Source organism: Flavobacterium polysaccharolyticum (genome assembly GCF_038739875.1).
GTDB classification, from domain to species: Bacteria; Bacteroidota; Bacteroidia; order Flavobacteriales; family Flavobacteriaceae; genus Flavobacterium; species Flavobacterium polysaccharolyticum.
Window position 1 is genome coordinate 15,732 of the sequence record NZ_JBCGDP010000006.1, and the last position, 18,993, is coordinate 34,724.

At 36.2% G+C, this 18,993-nt stretch carries 18 protein-coding genes; 6 read left to right on the forward strand and 12 right to left on the reverse strand.

The features are described 5' to 3' along the window. The first annotated feature begins 18 nt into the window (after nucleotides 1–18). The 3 genes from WFZ86_RS07580 to scpA are packed head-to-tail and all read left to right on the forward strand — an operon-like array spanning nucleotide 19 to nucleotide 3,893. Entirely contained in the window at nucleotides 19–351 is a 333-nt protein-coding gene (locus tag WFZ86_RS07580; protein ID WP_342691381.1) for an FtsB family cell division protein, read from the forward strand. Nucleotides 352–361: 10 nt separating this feature from the next. Beyond that, nucleotides 362–1,726 carry a methylmalonyl-CoA mutase subunit beta gene (locus WFZ86_RS07585; RefSeq protein WP_342691382.1) on the forward strand — a complete coding sequence of 455 codons (1,365 nt, stop codon included), beginning with the start codon at nucleotides 362–364 and terminating at the stop codon, nucleotides 1,724–1,726. 40 nt (nucleotides 1,727–1,766) lie between these two features. Next, a complete protein-coding gene (scpA, locus tag WFZ86_RS07590; protein ID WP_342691383.1) occupies nucleotides 1,767–3,893 on the forward strand; it encodes a methylmalonyl-CoA mutase in 2,127 nt (708 codons plus the stop codon). Between the two features lie 51 nt (nucleotides 3,894–3,944). Here the strand turns inward: scpA and WFZ86_RS07595 are convergent, their stop codons facing one another. The 10 genes from WFZ86_RS07595 to dapF form a co-directional block, all read right to left on the reverse strand. Continuing rightward, on the reverse strand, nucleotides 3,945–4,850 hold the full coding sequence (locus tag WFZ86_RS07595; protein WP_342691384.1) for a phytanoyl-CoA dioxygenase family protein: 906 nt from the start codon (nucleotides 4,848–4,850) through the stop codon (nucleotides 3,945–3,947). Nucleotides 4,851–4,992: 142 nt separating this feature from the next. Beyond that, nucleotides 4,993–5,526: a hypothetical protein gene (locus WFZ86_RS07600; RefSeq protein WP_342691385.1), complete on the reverse strand. Its 534-nt coding sequence runs from the start codon at nucleotides 5,524–5,526 to the stop codon at nucleotides 4,993–4,995. Continuing rightward, nucleotides 5,513–6,202, reverse strand: coding sequence for a peptide chain release factor H (gene prfH, locus WFZ86_RS07605; RefSeq protein ID WP_342691386.1), 690 nt, complete (start codon nucleotides 6,200–6,202; stop codon nucleotides 5,513–5,515). The genes WFZ86_RS07600 and prfH overlap by 14 nt, the downstream gene beginning before the upstream one ends. Before the next feature lie 14 nt (nucleotides 6,203–6,216). Further along, complete coding sequence (locus tag WFZ86_RS07610) at nucleotides 6,217–6,783, reverse strand: hypothetical protein (protein ID WP_342691387.1); 567 nt, start codon at nucleotides 6,781–6,783, stop codon at nucleotides 6,217–6,219. A gap of 10 nt (nucleotides 6,784–6,793) precedes the next feature. Next, on the reverse strand, nucleotides 6,794–8,185 hold the full coding sequence (locus tag WFZ86_RS07615) for an RtcB family protein (RefSeq protein WP_342691388.1): 1,392 nt from the start codon (nucleotides 8,183–8,185) through the stop codon (nucleotides 6,794–6,796). A gap of 470 nt (nucleotides 8,186–8,655) precedes the next feature. Further along, nucleotides 8,656–9,288 (reverse strand): peptidoglycan-binding protein LysM, encoded by a 633-nt coding sequence (locus WFZ86_RS07620; RefSeq protein ID WP_342691389.1) that lies wholly within the window; start codon nucleotides 9,286–9,288, stop codon nucleotides 8,656–8,658. A 97-nt stretch (nucleotides 9,289–9,385) separates the two neighbouring features. Beyond that, the gene (locus WFZ86_RS07625; protein ID WP_342691390.1) at nucleotides 9,386–10,255 is read right to left on the reverse strand and encodes a DUF2279 domain-containing protein; all 870 of its coding nucleotides are present in this window, start codon (nucleotides 10,253–10,255) and stop codon (nucleotides 9,386–9,388) included. A gap of 29 nt (nucleotides 10,256–10,284) precedes the next feature. Further along, complete coding sequence (gene mltG, locus WFZ86_RS07630) at nucleotides 10,285–11,325, reverse strand: endolytic transglycosylase MltG (RefSeq protein ID WP_342691391.1); 1,041 nt, start codon at nucleotides 11,323–11,325, stop codon at nucleotides 10,285–10,287. Nucleotides 11,326–11,335: 10 nt separating this feature from the next. Beyond that, nucleotides 11,336–11,869, reverse strand: coding sequence for a GNAT family N-acetyltransferase (locus WFZ86_RS07635; RefSeq protein WP_342691392.1), 534 nt, complete (start codon nucleotides 11,867–11,869; stop codon nucleotides 11,336–11,338). A 16-nt stretch (nucleotides 11,870–11,885) separates the two neighbouring features. After that, on the reverse strand, nucleotides 11,886–12,668 hold the full coding sequence (gene dapF / locus WFZ86_RS07640) for a diaminopimelate epimerase (RefSeq protein WP_342691393.1): 783 nt from the start codon (nucleotides 12,666–12,668) through the stop codon (nucleotides 11,886–11,888). Between the two features lie 136 nt (nucleotides 12,669–12,804). Between dapF and WFZ86_RS07645 the strand changes: the two genes are divergently transcribed. Both WFZ86_RS07645 and WFZ86_RS07650 read left to right on the forward strand, forming a co-directional pair. After that, nucleotides 12,805–14,205 carry a Do family serine endopeptidase gene (locus WFZ86_RS07645; RefSeq protein ID WP_342691394.1) on the forward strand — a complete coding sequence of 467 codons (1,401 nt, stop codon included), beginning with the start codon at nucleotides 12,805–12,807 and terminating at the stop codon, nucleotides 14,203–14,205. A gap of 156 nt (nucleotides 14,206–14,361) precedes the next feature. Beyond that, a complete protein-coding gene (locus WFZ86_RS07650) occupies nucleotides 14,362–15,810 on the forward strand; it encodes a glyceraldehyde-3-phosphate dehydrogenase (protein WP_342691395.1) in 1,449 nt (482 codons plus the stop codon). 66 nt (nucleotides 15,811–15,876) lie between these two features. Here WFZ86_RS07650 and WFZ86_RS07655 read toward each other — a convergent pair whose 3' ends face one another. Continuing rightward, complete coding sequence (locus tag WFZ86_RS07655) at nucleotides 15,877–16,335, reverse strand: Lrp/AsnC family transcriptional regulator (RefSeq protein WP_315153075.1); 459 nt, start codon at nucleotides 16,333–16,335, stop codon at nucleotides 15,877–15,879. A 200-nt stretch (nucleotides 16,336–16,535) separates the two neighbouring features. Between WFZ86_RS07655 and ald the strand changes: the two genes are divergently transcribed. Continuing rightward, complete coding sequence (gene ald / locus WFZ86_RS07660; RefSeq protein ID WP_159682724.1) at nucleotides 16,536–17,666, forward strand: alanine dehydrogenase; 1,131 nt, start codon at nucleotides 16,536–16,538, stop codon at nucleotides 17,664–17,666. Between the two features lie 309 nt (nucleotides 17,667–17,975). Here the strand turns inward: ald and WFZ86_RS07665 are convergent, their stop codons facing one another. After that, nucleotides 17,976–18,686, reverse strand: a complete 711-nt coding sequence (locus WFZ86_RS07665; protein ID WP_342691396.1) for an exonuclease/endonuclease/phosphatase family protein — start codon at nucleotides 18,684–18,686, stop codon at nucleotides 17,976–17,978. Between the last annotated feature and the right edge of the window lie 307 nt (nucleotides 18,687–18,993).

Sequence of the window (18,993 nt, forward strand, 5' to 3'; positions counted from 1 at the left end):
ATATCCCAAACACTAGCAATGAACAATCCCTATAAAGATAAAAAATGGTTCAAATTACTCAGCAACAAATACATCTGGGTTTCCTTATCGTTTATAGTTTGGATGACTTTCCTAGACAATTACTCCTATTTTGATCACAGAATTCTAGACGAAGACATTCAGCAATTAGAAGAAAATAAAAAATACTACCAAGAAGAAATAAAAAAGGATAAACAAAATATCCAACAATTGCATAATTCTGAACAAATAGAAAAATATGCTCGCGAGAAATACTATATGAAAAAAGATAGCGAGGACATCTATATCATAGAATTTGAAGGCGATAGCATTACTAAAAACGACACCAACTAATACAACTACAATGGCGCAAAATCTATTTGAAGATTTCAATCCAGTTTCGGCTAAACAGTGGAAACAAAAAATCCAATTTGAACTCAAAGGTGCCGATTACAACGAAACGGTGATTTGGAATTCCTCAGAGGAAATAAAAGTAAAACCATTTTACGACAAAGAAGATTTAAAAGGTAGCACTAACGTTAGCACCCAAGCAACAGCGTTTACCATTTGCCAAAACATCTTTGTACACGATTTAGACAAATCGATAGAAAGAGCTTTAGATACGATACAACGTGGCGCTACGAGTCTCCGATTTACAATTCCAAATGAAAACATCGCTATAGAAAAATTACTTGTAGCACTTCCTTTAGCTACAACAACCCTATATTTTCATTTCCAATTTCTTTCAATCGATTTCGTTAAAAAAATCGACCAAATTGCCAAAGAAAAAGAAGCTAAGATTTTCTGCTTATTAGATCCTATCGGACAATTAGCGCAAGACGGTAATTGGTTCTCAACGCCTGAAAAAGACAATTTCGAAACCCTCAAATTGCTTTTTAACAGCACCCAAAATTGCTCATTATTGAGTGTCAATATGGGCTTGTATCAAAATGCAGGAGCCAATATGGTTCAGGAAATAGCCTATGGTTTAGCACAAGCCAATGAATACTTCAACCATATTCCAAACTGTAAAAAAAGCGTAGTGTTTCAAGTCGCTGTAGGAAGCAACTACTTTTTTGAAATTGCAAAGTTAAGAGCCATTCGTCAACTTTTTGAAATTGTATCCAATGCCTATGAATTGGATATCGATTGTCATATTCTAGCCACTCCAACTAAAAGAAACAAAACAATTTACGACTACAATGTCAATATGCTACGAACCACAACAGAATGCATGAGCGCCATTTTGGGAGGAGCAGATGCAGTGGCTAATTTACCTTATGACGCCTTGTACCACAAAGACAACGAATTTGGAGATCGTATTGCAAGAAATCAATTGTTGATTTTGAAAAACGAATCGTATTTCGACAAAGTAAACAATCCTGCCGACGGAAGTTATTACATAGAAAGCATTACACAACAATTGGCAGAAAAAGGACTTCAATTGTTTAAAGACATCGAAAAAAATGGTGGTTTCTTAAAGCAGTTGAAAGAAGGCATCATCAAAAGAAAAATCCAAGAAAGCGCAGACAAGGAACAAGCTTTATTTGATACTGGTAAAAAAATATTATTGGGAACCAATAAGCACCCTAACCCAGCGGATCGGATGAAACACGATTTGGAATTGTTTCCTTTTGTAAAAATCAATCCACGAAAAACACTGATTACCCCGATAATCGAAAAACGTTTGGCCGAAAAAATCGAACAAGAACGACTCGCCACAGAGTAAGCTTATTCTAACCAAAACGTTTCACCATTACTATTCAGCCATGAAAAGAAAAGACCTTCAACATATTACCTTAAACCATTCCGCAAAAAGTGCTAGTATTCCTAGTCCCGAACCTTTCCTAACAGCGGAAGGCATTACGATTCCGCCTACCTATTCTGAAAAAGATATTGAAACCTTAGAGCATTTGGACTTTGGGGCTGGCTTTGCTCCTAACTTACGCGGCCCTTATGCTACAATGTATGTGCGTAGACCGTGGACCATTCGCCAATATGCGGGCTTTTCTACTGCCGAAGAGAGCAATGCTTTTTACCGACGCAATTTAGCCGCGGGTCAAAAAGGACTTTCCATTGCTTTTGATCTCCCTACGCACAGAGGCTATGATTCCGATCACGAACGTGTGGTTGGAGACGTTGGAAAAGCGGGTGTAGCCATCGACACAGTGGAGGACATGAAAGTGTTGTTTGATCAAATTCCACTACAAGAAATGTCGGTATCGATGACTATGAATGGTGCTGTTTTGCCTATCATGGCTTTTTATATTGTGGCAGCAGAAGAACAAGGCGTAGCTCCAGAACAACTCTCGGGAACGATACAAAATGACATTTTAAAGGAGTTCATGGTGCGAAATACCTACATCTATCCTCCTACTCCTTCTATGAAAATTATTGCTGATATTTTTGAATTTACCAGCAAGAAAATGCCAAAGTTTAACTCTATATCCATCTCTGGCTACCATATGCAAGAAGCGGGAGCTACCGCAGATATTGAGTTGGCCTACACCCTAGCCGATGGGCTAGAGTACATTCGAACCGGTTTAGCCACTGGAATGAAAATCGATGAATTTGCGCCAAGATTATCCTTTTTCTGGGCCATTGGAATGAATCATTTTATGGAAATCGCAAAAATGCGTGCGGGTAGAATGTTGTGGGCCAAATTGCTCAAAGAATTCAACCCCGCGGATGAAAAATCATTGGCCTTGAGAACGCATTGTCAAACTTCTGGCTGGAGTTTAACCGAGCAAGACCCTTTTAATAACGTGGCACGAACCGTAGTCGAAGCGGCTGCAGCTGCTTTTGGCGGAACTCAATCACTACATACTAACGCACTAGACGAAGCCATTGCGTTACCTACCGATTTCTCAGCGAGAATTGCAAGAAATACCCAAATATATTTACAAGAAGAAACCCAAATTACCAAAACTGTAGACCCTTGGGGAGGCAGCTATTATATAGAAAGTCTTACGAATGAAATTGCCGAAAAAGCTTGGCAATTGATTCAAGAAGTAGAAGCCTTGGGCGGAATGACCAAAGCCATTGAAGCCGGTATTCCAAAGTTAAGAATAGAAGAAGCTGCCGCTAGAAAACAAGCGCGAATCGACAGCGGACAAGACATTATTGTAGGTGTCAATCAATACCGATTGGAAAAAGAAGATCCTTTGCAAATTTTGGATGTAGACAACCAAATGGTTCGCAAACAACAATTGGCGCAATTGGAAAAAATCAAAGCCAACAGAGACTCTGAAAAAGTAAAAAGTAGTCTCGAAAAATTGATTCATTGTGCCAAAACCAATGAAGGCAATTTGTTAGAAATAGCCGTAGAAGCCGCGAGAAACCGAGCAACCCTTGGCGAAATAAGCGATGCGTTAGAAACGGTTTTTGGACGTTACAAAGCACAAATTAAATCCTTTAGTGGCGTGTATAGCAAAGAAATTAAAGACGACAAAAGTTTTGAGAAAGCCAAGCAACTTGCCGATGCTTTTGCCAAACAAGACGGAAGAAGACCCCGAATCATGATTGCTAAAATGGGGCAAGATGGACACGACCGTGGAGCCAAAGTTGTAGCCACAGGTTATGCCGATGTAGGTTTTGACGTAGACATTGGCCCATTGTTTCAAACACCAGAAGAAGCAGCCAAACAAGCCGTAGAAAACGATGTACATGTTCTTGGTGTCTCTTCTTTGGCGGCAGGTCACAAAACCTTAGTTCCTCAAGTCATCGAAGAACTCAAAAAATACGGCCGCGAAGATATTATGGTCGTAGTAGGTGGCGTCATCCCAGTGCAAGACTACCAATTCCTTTTTGATGCTGGAGCCGTTGCCGTTTTTGGTCCTGGCACCAAAATTAGTGAGGCTGCCATTAGTATTTTGGAGATATTGATGGAGGAATAATTGTATTTTCAAGCCTGACAGGTTTTAAAAACCTGTCAGGTATAGACAATTTTAAATCCACTCTTTAGCTTCTACATGCGATTCACTAATATAACTTAGATATTGCACCATACGTGGCGAAGTACCGTAATTTGGAGTTGCGCAATGTGGCAGGGCTTGATGCCAAATCACCATATCGCCTGCAGAGGCGGTAATGGCTTGGGGTGTGAGTGTTGCTAAAGCGTGCGCTCTCGGGTGAACACCTTCGGGAATCTGCTCCATCCAAGAAGCAATCTGATGATGAAAACCAGGCACACAATGAAAAGCGCCATCTTGTGGTCCACAATCAGATAAATAAATCAAGCCTTGCAATCGGAACGGAATGGGCAATTGCAAACTCACATCCCAATGCAAACCATCTCCTTTGAAAACATAATTTGGCGTAACGGGTGGATTAAAACTTATTTTATCTATCGTTTTATAAATAGCTTCAGACTGATATAGCTGTTCGAAAGCTTTCTTGATTCTGGCCGAAGCTCTGTTTTTTTCTAACAAAGGGTGATCAAAAATATTAACCATCATTCCGCGTTGTTGGGGATGGCTTTGGTACCAAGTTTCGGGTTGTTCTGGATGCATTCCCAAAAACTCCCAAATGACCTGTTGAGTCGCAGCACAATCCGCTTTTGAAATCGCATTAGGTAAAATAATATACCCGTTGGTTTCAAAAAACTGTAATTCGTCATCACTTAAAACGTTACCAACCTCTGCAACTGATGAAACTAGTTTAGTTTCTTTTTCATTGACCCAATCCTCAAATTCTTCAATAGAAGGTTTTTCAAAGTACAAATAATGCAAAGCTTCATCAATTCCAACCCCTCTTTTATATAAATATTCTATTTCATGTGTCCAGTTTTCGGTCGTTTCTTTGACTCCTAAGGCTCTATTTCTGAAAGCAACAAGTAAGTGATTGGTGTTCATGGGTAATGTATTAAACCTGTATCAAATATAAAAAACGAATAAAGCATCATAATATAAGATGTTCTAAAGTCCTACTTTTTAGTCATGAAACCCGATTTTACTGTGTAAGATCACAAAAAAACCAGCTCTAAAGCTGGTTCTCTCATTTCTTCTTGCCTATTTTATCCGATTTCTTCTTCTTCGATTTTTTCTTTGGCTTTAGTAAATCCTTTTTGGCTTTTAACCTATTGGCTACTTCATCAATTTCAAAAGAATCGTTTGCAAAAGAGGCTAATTTTACTTCTTTCATTACTTTTATCGCCTCTTTTATCTTCTGTTGGCGTTCTAACAATTGTACTTTTTTTAATAAAATCGCCATTTTGTTAATCCCTTTAATCGTTAAGGCAAAATCAATTAACTTAGAAGCTTCTTCATAATCTTCATTCAAAAGCAAGGTTTCTAAATAATACGGATATACAGCTACAGCATCTATATTAATCGCCAGTGCTTCTTGAAAATAGTTTTTTGCTGCTTCATAGTTTTGCAATTGCTCTGCTTCTATTCTCGCATACAAACACAAAGCAGTTGTATTTTTCTCATCGTAAGACAAGGCATAATCCAAAGCTTCCGAAGTTCCTTCCAACCAATATGGATAATTATCCAAGGCTTGAAATAAGTATTTATCAGTATTTTTCATTTTTTAATTCGTTTTTTAATTGCTGTCGTACAGCTTTAAACTTCTTTTCTACTTTGAGTTTCTTAAAATCAGAACCTTCAAAAGTTCGTATCGGATTTCCACGTTCTACAGCTAATTGATTCGTCCATTGACTTTGAAATTGTTGCTTCAAAAGATTCAATTGGGCTTCATTTAGTTTCAGTAATAAACGCTCAGTTGCTAATTTCTTGTTCTGATGTTGCGAACGTGAATCCATACTCACTACACTAATTCCTGTTGGTACATGTGTCGCTCGAATGGCCGAACTTACTTTATTCACGTGTTGTCCACCAGCTCCCGAGCTTCGCATTGCTTGATACTGAATGTCTTTTTCAGAAAAAGCACGAGATGGAATCGCGTCTACTTCGAAAATTCCAACAAACCAATTGCTGCGTTTGTGAAATTTTCTAAACGTACTTTTTCCAATCCATTGAATGGTGCCTACCCATGAATCCAAAAATTCAGTCGCATTTTTTCCAATAATTTGAACCATTGCCGAAGCTACTGTTCCATTTTCGGAACCTGCTTCATGTTGCAAGACAGTCGCTTTTAATTGTAAAGTTTCTGCTTCTTGCAACACTTTTTTCAACACTTGCGCCACAACCCAAGTGCATTCCGCAGGTCCTCTTCCTGATGTTATTTGTATAATCTTTTCCAATATTTTTAAAATTTTTAGTTTTTCACTTTTTGAAAATCCTTTGGAATTTCAGAAAGCTCAATTCGTCCTACTGGATTTATCCCCTTATCTATGAATTCTTTTGCTCTCATAACTGCCCAGCATTTATCACTAGAATGAATATTTCTATAAAAAGTCAACAACTGACTAGGCAAAACCACGAAAAAACCATTCGTTTCAATTGCATTTATATCGTCTCTTTCAAAAAAATCGATAGTAACTCTAAAAGACTTTTCATCTTTCTTATAAATTACCTTTTCATATCTTCTAAAATTCTCTTGACTTGGCAAATGGTCGTAACGTGTCCAAACTTTTTCAAATCCATTTTCTTGCAAAAGTGCCATTACTACAGCAACATTTTTAGGATTTACAAAAACATCTATATCCTTATGATCGTGTGCATGTTTATATTCTGTATGGTTAGTGACACTCATAAAGTGCCAAGCCCAACCTCCAGAAATAACAATATATTCTTTTATAATAGAGAGGATTTTTAATCCTTCATCAATACGCGATTGATCCCACAATTCTCCGTATCTTTTTATGTTATGTGGTGCTCCCATGATTTTAAATTTATTTATCCATTCTAACAATTTTTGGTGTAAACGTACCTAACACATCCACCAATTCAGTTTGTAAATTCATCACCGTATGAATGTTTTTATACGCCATTGGTGCTTCGTCAATATTACCTCCGATTAAAGTAACATCGTTATCAGCCAAAACTTTTTTAATCTGACTTTGCGTAAAAGTAGCTTTGCATTTCGCTCTCGAAAACAAACGTCCCGCTCCGTGAGAAGCCGATTGTAAACTGTCTTCGTTTCCTTTGCCCATTACGATGAATCCTGGCGCCGTCATCGAACCTGGAATAATTCCCAATTGTCCTTTAGCGGCTGGCGTAGCACCTTTTCGGTGCACAATACATTCTTTCCCATCCACCATTTCTTTCCACGCAAAATTGTGATGATTTTCGATGGTTACCACAATACGCTTTCCTAGCGCTTTAGCCAATCTTCTGTGAATATCTTCATGACAAGCTTTGGCATAATCGCCTGCTAAATTCATAGCCATCCAATATTCTTGTCCGTCATGTGTATTCAAATCCAACCAAGCCAAATGCTGTACATTTTTGGGTAACGGACATTGTTTACTTGCCAAATACGTGTAATGTTTAGCGATATTGGCACCCAAGCCGCGTGAACCGCTATGCGATAAAACTGCCACGTATTCTTTGGCTTCCAACTTCCATTCAGGTAAGGGATTGTCTAATTTCACAATTCCGAATTCTACAAAGTGATTTCCTCCACCAGATGAGCCTAATTGCTTGTAGGCTTTGTCTAACAACTGTTTCACAACTGGAATGGTTTTGAATTCGTCTCGGTAAAAAACTTCATGATCGGCTTTAATTTTATGCGTTTCACTCATTCCAAATTTGGTATTGTCTTTCAAAATAGCTTGTAATTGATGGTCTTTCCCTTTAAAAAAAGACGCAGGTAAATCGAAAATCGATAAGCTCATTCTACAACCAATATCTACTCCTACACCATATGGAATTACCGCATTATCTGTGGCTAATACACCGCCTATTGGCAATCCGTAACCAGAATGTGCATCAGGCATCAAAGCCCCTCTTACTGAAATAGGTAATTTTAAAGCATCATACAATTGAAACTTGGCTTGTTCATCTATTTCGTTTTCTCCAAAGATGGAAAAAGGAGCTCGAGTCGTTTTCAATTGGTTGAATTTTACTTGAACTGGGTTGACTAAACCTTCTGCTACTTTTCCCCAAGTACCATCACCTTTGAATTTTTCTGGATGTAACAGTACTTGCTTAGCTTCGGTCAAAATACTTTCCTTTTTTTCTCTTTTTCGATATCTATTGATTTGCCCTAAGGCAATATTTATGGCATTATTTTTTGGGAAGCCTAATTTAATTAGGTCTTTCCCGGATAGTTTATTTCCCATGATTATTTTAAAAATGATTCATAACAAGGCGTAGAGGTTTACCAAGAAGGCAAATCAATTACACATTGCAATATTGTTGAACACGTTTCGGGAAAATTTTTGAAGGTTCTAGAATAAACAAAAAAAAGCCCGAAACTAAATGTCTTCGGGCTTTTTCATATATGTTGTTTTATCTATGATTGTGAGAAGCCACGAAGAAAAGCCACACCAGTTCCAACTGATGCATCACTTTGAGGTAATGATTTAAATACAAACATTTTCTTCGCTATTAAAAGGTTACTAATTTTCTGGTACAAAGATTTATTTTTATTTTTCAATTTTCCTAATAAATTTTATTCTTTTAGCAATAAAAAAAAATAAACAATTAATAAACAGATGTTTACAATTAAAAAAATATTATCTGATTGTGGCTTAAAACAAAAAAGCTATGAATTACATCATAGCTTTCTTCAAAATAATCGTAAAAAAATTTAAATTGAATGCACCGTTGCGTTATTGTTGGCAACAATAAATGAAGTGTCGTATCCTCCAAAAGCTTTTAAATAACTTCGTAAAGAAGTTCCATAAGCATCACGGAAATACCTTTTGCCCTTGTGCCTAAAAAATTTTTTTACTGTACCGGCTCCTGCCAAATGCGCAGCAGCCAAAATACCAGACTCGGTAATCAAAATTCCATCAATTACACTTCCTTCGTGTTTCTCGATAACCGATTGCAACAAGGATTTGTTTTTTGATAAAAGCGCAATAAAGGCTTTTTCTTGTAATGCTGGATTGTTTAAAAAATGATGTTGATTTTGTACACCAATTGCTCGAAGTGTTTGTACACCAAATTGATATTTCCCTAAATAACCAAAAGAATTTACTTTTTGATATTTACCTCTAGATTCTTTGTGAGCAATGGCCTCTTTGAAGCCTACAAATAAATTTTTGGTAAAGGGAATGTCTGAAATAGACGTTTCGTTAAAAGGAAAATCTGAAATTGTTGCTTCCTTTTCTACAGTTTGAGCCATCGGAGTGAGGCTCTTTTTTTCGTTTTTAAAACCTAAGCTTAAAAAGGTAACGATACCGATTAAACTCAAGAAAAAATACCATTTCTTTATCATAAATTGTTTTTCTTCACTCGCTGTCACCTTGTGAAATTTCTACACGCAAAGATACCACTTAAAAAAATGAGACTGAAATACAGTAAGTTAAAAAATGTTAAAAGTACAAGGAGTATGCCTTAAAACCAGTGTGGGCGCTATATGACAAAGTTGGAGCAGGCACTTTTATGGTGTTAAAAACCGAAAAAAGAGTCTTTAAGAAAGAATTTTTAGTAGTAATTTTCGTTAGATCGACATCAAAACTGACATAAAACTGTCTGTATCGTTGATCTGTTGGATCAATTCCAGCGAGCATACCGTTAGCTCCATATCCAAATGCTAAATTAAGCCATTTTGGAATTTTAGACCCTTTAAAAAAAGAATGCATATTGACCGATAACCAATAGGTTTGTCCATTGTAATCTTTCAGTAGTTGTTCCGAAAAAGTACTACCTAATTTATTGGGATTTTGTGTGGCATATGAAGTAGTGTGAAAAGAAAACTTTGGGGTAATTCGTTGTTCTTTCCAAAGCAACTCTTGCGAAACGTAAAGTCCTGTTCCAAGCGCATTGGCCAAAATATCACTAGATGACGCTCCCCATTCTGCAGAATAGCCATCCATCACTTCGACAATAGACAAAAAGGCAAAACCTAAAGTAGCGCCATAAATCAACTGATCTTGTTTTCGAACGCCACTCCATTGTAAAGCTTCGGCACCAAAACGTCCCAAATGATAAGCAGAATACAAATGTCCTATTTTGTCCATCTGCAACCACTCGGCATTGTCATTAATAAAATGAAAATTTGATTTGGGATAATCTGCGTACCAGAGTTGATTCAGTCCCACCAAAGTAGCTCCTCCCAACACCGTTTCAGTAATAATAACAGTATTTCGTCTTTGGATATTCAAAGAATCGGATGGGGTAAAAAAAGAGTTTGGAGCCTCTTGAGCAAAAAGCCCAAAAGTGCTCCAAAAAAAAAGTAGCAATCGAAACCTACTATTTCGAAAGGAAATAATTATCGTTTTACACCTTGGTTGTTGATCCAATCTGAATACTTTTTGGCATTAATATTATGTTCTGGCAAAGTGGCTGCAAACTCATGGTAACCAAAACGATCTACACTAGCACAAAAATAAATGTAATTGTGTTTTTCAGGTGCCAAAACAGCTTCCAATGCTGTGATATCAGGCATGGCAATTGGACCTGGAGGTAAACCTATATTTTTATAAGTATTGTAAGGCGAATTCAAAAACAAATCGTTATAAAACACGCGCTTAATTACTTGATTAAAATCATTGCTTTTCTTTTTTAAGGCATAAATCACTGTTGGATCCGCTTGCAAAGGCATTTCTTGTTTCAAACGGTTCAAATATACTCCCGCAATTCGAGGTCTTTCATCTTTCTTTACCGATTCTTTGTGCACAATAGAAGCTAAAATCGTTGCTGTAACAGGCGTCAAACCTTGTTGAGTTGCTTGTTGCGTTCTTTTTTCATTCCAAAAAGTACGGTATTCTTTGATCATTTTATCACGAAATTTTTCGGCTGTAATGTTCCAATATACTTCATAAGTATTGGCAATAAACATCACAAAAACATTATCCTCTGTAAAACCATTTTCTTTAAGAAACACAGAATCCTTGAACGTTGTCAATAACGCTAAACTGTCTGGTTCTATTTGAGAACCCACACGACCTGCTAAATTTTCTAAACGCTCTTGATTGTTGAAAGCTAATTTTACAGGATCATTGCTACGCATACTTTTCACCAAATCATAACTACTCATGCCATTTTTTAGCAAAAAACGACCTGACTTCACATTTTCCGGATAACTTGTTTTTCCTGCAACCAATTCAAATCGTTGCATGTCTTCAACATAAGGCGAAATGAGTTTTTTGACTGCTTCATAATCAGAACCTGTAGGAACATAAACATATACTTTTTCCTCACTGAATTTAGTATTAGCACTAAAGATTTGACGAATCAATACAAAACCGTACACTAATAATACAGCGGCAACTACTACAGCTCCGATTGAAATGATTTTTTTTACGTTCAAAATATAAAATTTAAAATTTATGATTAATTAACTGAAAGATAGCCTCGTCTTTGTAAATTCCATTTACTAAAATCCAATCTTTTTTTATTCCAATTTTTTCGAAGCCAAATTTAGTAAAAAGAGCAATACTAGCGGTGTTTTCAACACTGATATTTGCATAGAGCTGATGTAAATTCAAGTCATAAAAAGAATATCGAATCAAAAGTTCCAAAGCTTCAGAACCAATCTGTTGGTTGCGATTTGAACTACTTTGAATAACAATCCCTACTCCTGCTTTATTGTTTTTAGGATCAAATTCAAACAAATCAATGAGTCCAACAGCTGGAAAATCTTGGTCCTTGCATATCGCCAACCGCAATTGTTTGGCTTCGTAAATATCCTGATGGGCATTTTCTAAATACTGCTTAACCAAAAAGCGACTGTAGGGCGTTTGCGTGTTGCTCACTTCCCAAATACTTTGGTCGTTTTCCATAGCATATACAAACTCCAAGTCATTGGGTTCTAAAGCTCGTAAATAAATTGTATTCCCTTTTAATGTATTCATCAAGATGTTAGAATAATTAGATTTCGATTTGACCTTTGAAGACGAATTGCGCAGGTCCTTTTAAGAATACATTGGTATACTGACTTCCTAATTGATCAAAGGAAACTTCTAACTTCCCTCCTTCTACATTTAGATGAATGGCGTTTGAAGAAGTAACTCCAGTTGCATTCATCGCGATTGCAACTGCTGTAACACCTGTACCACAAGCCAATGTTTCATCTTCTACCCCACGCTCGTATGTGCGAACTGCAAACGTATCTTCGTTTATTTGAGAAACAAAATTAACATTACTACCAGCCTTGCCATACAATTCACTATAACGAATAGCTGCTCCATTTTTTTTTACATTATAATGTTCAAGGTCATCTACAATTTGCACATGATGTGGCGATCCTGTATTCAAAAAAGAAAATTCAGGAGTAATTTTGAGTTCCTTTACATCTATCATTTGTAACGAAACCAAACCATCAGAAGCAACAGTAGCATGGTGTAGTCCATCTGTTGCTATAAAAGTTGTTGCATCATCAATAACGTTCAGTTCTTTGGCAAAAGCCACCAAACAACGTCCTCCATTACCACACATCGAACTTTCGTTTCCATCAGAATTATAATAGACCATTTTAAAATCGGTTGCGGCGTCATTTTCTAACAAAATCAAACCATCGGCACCAATTCCAAATCGTCTATCACATAAACGCTCGATAAGCGAGACATCCTCTTTTGGAAAAAAAAGAGAGCGATTATCAATCATTACAAAATCGTTCCCCGTTCCTTGGTATTTATAAAAATCTATTAGCATTTTTCTTAATTTTAATGCACAAAAGTACGATTAATAATGAAAAGTTAAACACTGTTAAAGTGCGTTAAACTACTTTTTGGTAAATCTAATATCTATTAAATTTGTGACCAAATAACTAATAAAACTAAATTGTATTATGAAAAAATTTTCATCCTTATTTTTGGTATCGTTACTTAGTGGTGCTACCACTCTGGGAGCTTACAAGCTTTTGTTTGAGGGCAATGGGTATTTTTCTAATGACAAAAAAGGCATTGTAACAGTCGCATCAGAAAATTACGGAAGAAATGTAGGTCTCTCGGCAGAAGCAGTGGATTTTACTGAAGCAGCTGACAAAGCCGTTCACTCAGTAGTCCACGTAAAAAATGTATCTCGTAGAACCGTAAGTAATCCTATTATGGAATTCTTTTATGGTTATGGAGGCGGACAATTACAAGAACAAGTAGGAACAGGTTCTGGAGTAATTATCTCTGAAGATGGTTATATTGTAACGAATAATCACGTAATAAAAGACGCTTCAGAAATCGAAATCACACTGAACAACAAAAAAACCTATCCAGCCAAATTAATCGGAACCGATTCTAAAATGGATATCGCTCTATTGAAAATCAATGCCGATGAAAAATTGCCTTATACTGTTTTTGCTAACTCAGATAATGTAAAAGTAGGCGAATGGGTTTTGGCTGTTGGTAATCCTTACAATTTAAATTCAACGGTAACTGCAGGGATCGTTTCAGCCAAAGCCAGAAATTTAGATACTAGAGGCATACAATCGTTTATTCAAACCGATGCCGCTGTAAACCCAGGAAACTCTGGTGGAGCGTTGGTAAATGCTAGAGGAGAATTAATCGGAATCAACACGATGATTTCTTCTCCAACGGGAAGTTATACAGGATATTCTTTTGCTGTACCTTCTAATAATGCTAGAAAAATCATTGAAGATTTAATGGAATTCGGTAACGTACAACGAGGCATTCTTGGTGTAGAAGGTGGCGAATTGAACAGCAAAACTTCAAAAGATTTGGGTGTAAATGAAACTCAAGGTTTTTACATTAATAAAGTGAGTAAAAACTCTGGAGCTGAAAAAGCTGGTTTGCAAAAAGGTGATATCATTGTAAAAATTGACAACCAAAACATAGCAACTTTTGCGGATTTGTCAGGATACATTAATACTAAACGCCCGAATGACAAAGTAGCTGTAAACTATATTCGTGAGGGTAAAAACAAATCGACTACAGTAACCTTGAGCAAAAACGAATATTTTAGTTCAGAGTTCAAAGGAATCGAGGTAGAGAATATTGATGCTGCCGACAAAAAGAAATTCAAGATTGATTATGGTGTGAAAATCAAAGCTATAACGAATGAACGCTACTTACAATATGCAGATGAATTACAAGGCAATATCATTTTGAGTATTGACAATGTAAAAGCAACGAATGTAGAAACTGTTTCAAAAATCATGAAAAACAAGGAAGAACAACAAAGTATCCGAATTGAAATGATCAACCGAAATGGAGAAATTTTCAGAATAATTATTTAACACTACATAACATAAATCCAATAGCCATCACGCATCAAAGCATGATGGCTTTTTTTTATGAAAAAAAATTGCAAAACAGTTTACGAAATCGATTGAAATAGGGTACTTTTGCAAAAAATTTAAAAAACACAACTTTATTTTTTTACAAAAACCCATATGAGTACAACACAATTATACGAAAAAGAAGTTACGTTACAAGCCGACAGAAGACGGTCTGGAGTAGAATTAATCAAAATTATTAGCGACTTATGGTATGACAAATCCATCGAATTGGTTTTATTCAGAAACCATTTGATTGACAGAAATGTGAGCGAAATTCTAAACTTGCATGAGTATGCAGGTGAATTTGTTGGAAAACCCATTTCAATTTCAGATTCTGTAGAAATCGCTAGTGTAATTCTTTCTTTAGACTTACCACCTTCTAAATTAGATATCGGAAAATTGACTTACGAATACGGTCTTTTGGACGAAAAGTATCCAGATGCTAGACATTTTGTCATTGACAAATTAAAAGAAGCCAAAACAAGTGATGAAATTCAACCAAAAGATGTGGTATTATATGGTTTTGGAAGAATTGGACGTTTATTAGCTCGTGAGTTGATGTCCAAAACAGGTAAAGGAGACCAAATGCGTTTAAGAGCTATTGTAACTCGAGATAAAAACGATGCTACTAGCTTAGAAAAAAGAGCTTCTTTATTGCGTTACGATTCCATTCATGGCGATTTTAATGGTTCTGTTATTGCCGATCCAGCCAACAATGCGTTAATCATCAACGGGACTACCGTTCACATGATTACAGCCAACACTCCAGAAGAAATTGATTATACTGCTTACAATATTGACAATGCCTTAGTAATCGACAATACTGGAGCATTCACTACTCAAGAAGCTTTGAGTCGTCACTTAACTTCAAAAGGAACCGATAAAGTATTGCTTACTGCTCCAGGAAAAGGCGTTCCAAACATCGTACACGGGGTAAACCAAAACGAATACAATCCAGACGAAGTATCTATTTTCTCAGCGGCTTCTTGTACAACTAATGCCATCACTCCAATTTTGAAAGCTATCGAAGATACTTTGGGTGTTGTAAAAGGACATTTAGAAACCATCCACGCTTACACCAACGATCAGAATTTGGTTGACAACATGCATAAAAAATACCGTCGTGGTAGAGCTGCTGCTCTAAATATGGTAATTACCGAAACAGGTGCTGGAAGTGCGGTTGCCAAAGCCTTACCGTCATTAGAAGGAAAACTAACTTCAAACGCGATTCGTGTTCCTGTTCCAAATGGCTCCTTAGTGGTTTTGAATCTTGAAGTTAAAAAAGCAACTTCTGTCGAAGGCATTAACAACATTATGAAAAAATACGCTTTAGAAGGCGAGTTGGTGGAGCAAATCAAATATTCTTTGAACAATGAATTGGTTTCTTCGGATATAGTGGGAACTACAGCTCCTTCAATCTATGATAGCAATGCTACTATTGTTTCTAAAGACGGAAAAAGCATCGTGCTTTACATTTGGTACGATAACGAATACGGCTACAGCCATCAAGTAATTCGTTTGGCCAAATACATTTCAAAAGTAAGACGTTATACTTACTATTAGTAGATAAAACCAACGTTAATTATAATTCAACAAACCATCAAGAGGCAACTTTTGATGGTTCTTTTTTTAAATCGGTAATACCGTCGTACTTTTCACTTCAGAAATAATAAAGAAACTATTAATCAAACTAACCTCAGGCAAGACCGATAATTTCTTTTGATGAAAATGGTGGTAACTTTCCATATCAGGCAACACCACTTTGAGCAAATAATCAAAACTACCCGAAACAAAATCACATTCCACTACTTCAGGCAAATTCAGAATCGCTTCATTAAAAGCCTCAGAGATGTCAAACGTTTGTTTTACAAGAGTAACTTGGCAAAAAACGGTTAAGTTCTTACCCAACTTTTTCTTATTGAGCACCGTAACATATTTATCAATAACTCCCTCTTTTTCAAGACGTTTCACACGGTCGTGAACAGGTGTCAAGGATAAATTAATTTGATTTGCAATGTCTTTTAACGTCAAATGCGCGTTCACTTGCAAAAGCCGTAAGATTTTTTTGTCGGTTTCATCTATATTCATAATCAAGGTATTTTTTCTAGACGGGATTCTTTAGATAATTTTTCTTTTTAAATCCAAAAAAACGATTTCGTAAAGAAATATTTAAGGCTAAATTACACAAATAAATTAATTTTTTCCTATTTAATGGTAGTATGTAAAAACTTTTTCTTTTTAAATTACTTTTATACTTTCAAACAAGTAGTAACTTAAAACTCTCTCATATGATTATTGGTGTTCCAAAAGAAATCAAAAATAACGAAAACCGAGTAGCTCTTACACCTGCTGGTGTAGCCGAATTCAAAAAACAAGGGCATACCGTATATGTACAAACCAATGCTGGAATCAACAGCGGTTTTGGGGATCAATCTTATATAGATGCAGGAGCATCCATTCTTCCAACTATAGAAGCAGTGTATGACATTGCTGAAATGATTATAAAAGTAAAAGAGCCTATCGCTTCTGAATATCCTTTGATTAAAAAAGACCAATTATTATTCACCTATTTCCACTTTGCTTCTTCTGAGCCTTTAACACACGCAATGTTAGAGCGTGGAGCAGTTTGTTTGGCATACGAAACGGTAGAAAAAGCAGATCGTAGTTTGCCTTTATTGGTGCCAATGTCTGAAGTAGCGGGACGTATGTCTATCCAAGAAGGAGCTAAATATTTAGAAAAACCAATGAAAGGAAAAGGAATCCTTTTAGGTGGTGTACCAGGTGTTCCTCCAGCAAACGTAGTAGTTTTAGGTGGTGGAATCGTAGGAACTCAAGCAGCTAGAATGGCCGCTGGATTTGGAGCTAGAGTAACCATTATGGACGTAAGCTTACCACGTTTGAGATATTTATCTGATGTAATGCCAGCTAACGTAGTAACTCAAATGTCAAATCATTACAACATTTGCGAAGCAATCAAAACTGCCGATTTAGTAATTGGTGGTGTATTGATTCCAGGAGCCAAAGCGCCTCACTTAATCACTCGCGATATGCTAAAATTAATGAGTCCTGGAACCGTAGTAGTAGACGTAGCCGTTGACCAAGGAGGTTGTATCGAAACTTGTAAACCAACCACTCACGAAGACCCGACTTTCATCATCGATGATATTGTTCACTATTGTGTGGCTAATATGCCAGGTGCAGTGCCTTACACTTCAACTTTGGCGTTGACCAATGCGACTTTGCCTTACGCAATTCAATTGGCCAACAAAGGATGGAGAAAAGCCTGCGAAGAAAACAAAGAATTAAAATTAGGATTGAACGTAGCGAACGGAAAAGTAGTATACCGTGGCGTTGCCGAAGCTTGGGATTTACCTTTACACGAAGTAGAAAGCGTGCTAGCCGAAGAAGCTGTTTGCTAATTCCTTACAGTTAAAATACAAAATCCGTCTCGTTGCAAAACCAGACGGATTTTTTTATGCTTTTTTTGGAGCGGAAAGAATAGGCTTTTTTGTGGTCATCGTCCTGCTCTCCACTATATCTTTGCTTTTTAACCCAAAAAGCAAAGGATGCCGCTGCGATCAGGGCTAAAAGCTGAGAAATGGCTTTCTTGGAGGTATTGATAAGCAAAAGATTAGTAAAAACTTCATTGCTTTACTCAGATTCTGACAAAAACTTTATGGATAAAAGTGAGATGCTAATACTATTAGATATCGGGGTTTATCTTTTCATTACATCGTAATTTCAAAAAAAATTGGCATATGGTCACTTAATGTAAGCCATTTGTCTACTTCTCCTATTTCAAATTTATTTGCCTTTTCAATTATTTTTTTAGGACCAAAAAAGTAGTCGATATGATAAGGTCTTGTGATTTTTTTTTGAAAATACAAAGTAGGTATAGTTTCTTTCCCGTGTTCTTCTCCTGTTATTTTGTGATAAAGGCTTTCGATTTCAAATTCTTTCAATTCACTAACAACATCTGAATGATTCCACCATCTATCCCATTGGTCCCATATTGCGTTACTATTAAAATCTCCAGCTATTAAGGTTTGGTTTAGTTTGTGTTTATTTAATTGTAAATATTTCCATAGTTGTCCTATATAACCAAAATTTGGTGAATTATTTCTATGCGTCCAAACAGCCAGCAAATCAAAATCATTATTTACTTTACACGGTAAAAAATGTTTTACAGGATGCTCATTAAAAATATTTGTCCAATCTAATTTTTCAAGAATAATTTCTGATTTAGCAAAAATACCAAGTCCTTTATTTTTAGTGTCACCAATCCAAAGATAATTCTTAGCCCAATTCTGGTATTCGTAATGCTTAGATTCAATCGGGTTTTCACATTCTTGAATAATATGAATATCAGCCTGATAATCTAATAAACTATCAAATTTTTTTCTAAAGGCACCGTTACAATTCCAAGTTACTATTTTCAATACTATTTCGTTTATATTAATTCTGAAAGCTTATTTATATTCACTACATACATTGGTAATTTTCGTTTGCTTAAGTCTGCAAGCAAAGAACTTAATACTTTTTACAATTAATTCACTTTCAATATTCATCTTTAAAAATAAAACCTTTCTTTACACTTCCTATTTCTACATCTAATAGGTTTTGAAACCTGTCAGGTGTAAAAATAAACAGAACAATTAAAAAAAATAATTCTGCTATGCAACGAATTACAATCCGTTGCTTTTAAAAACATTATCTCTTTGAACCTTGTCCATTCTGTGCAGAACA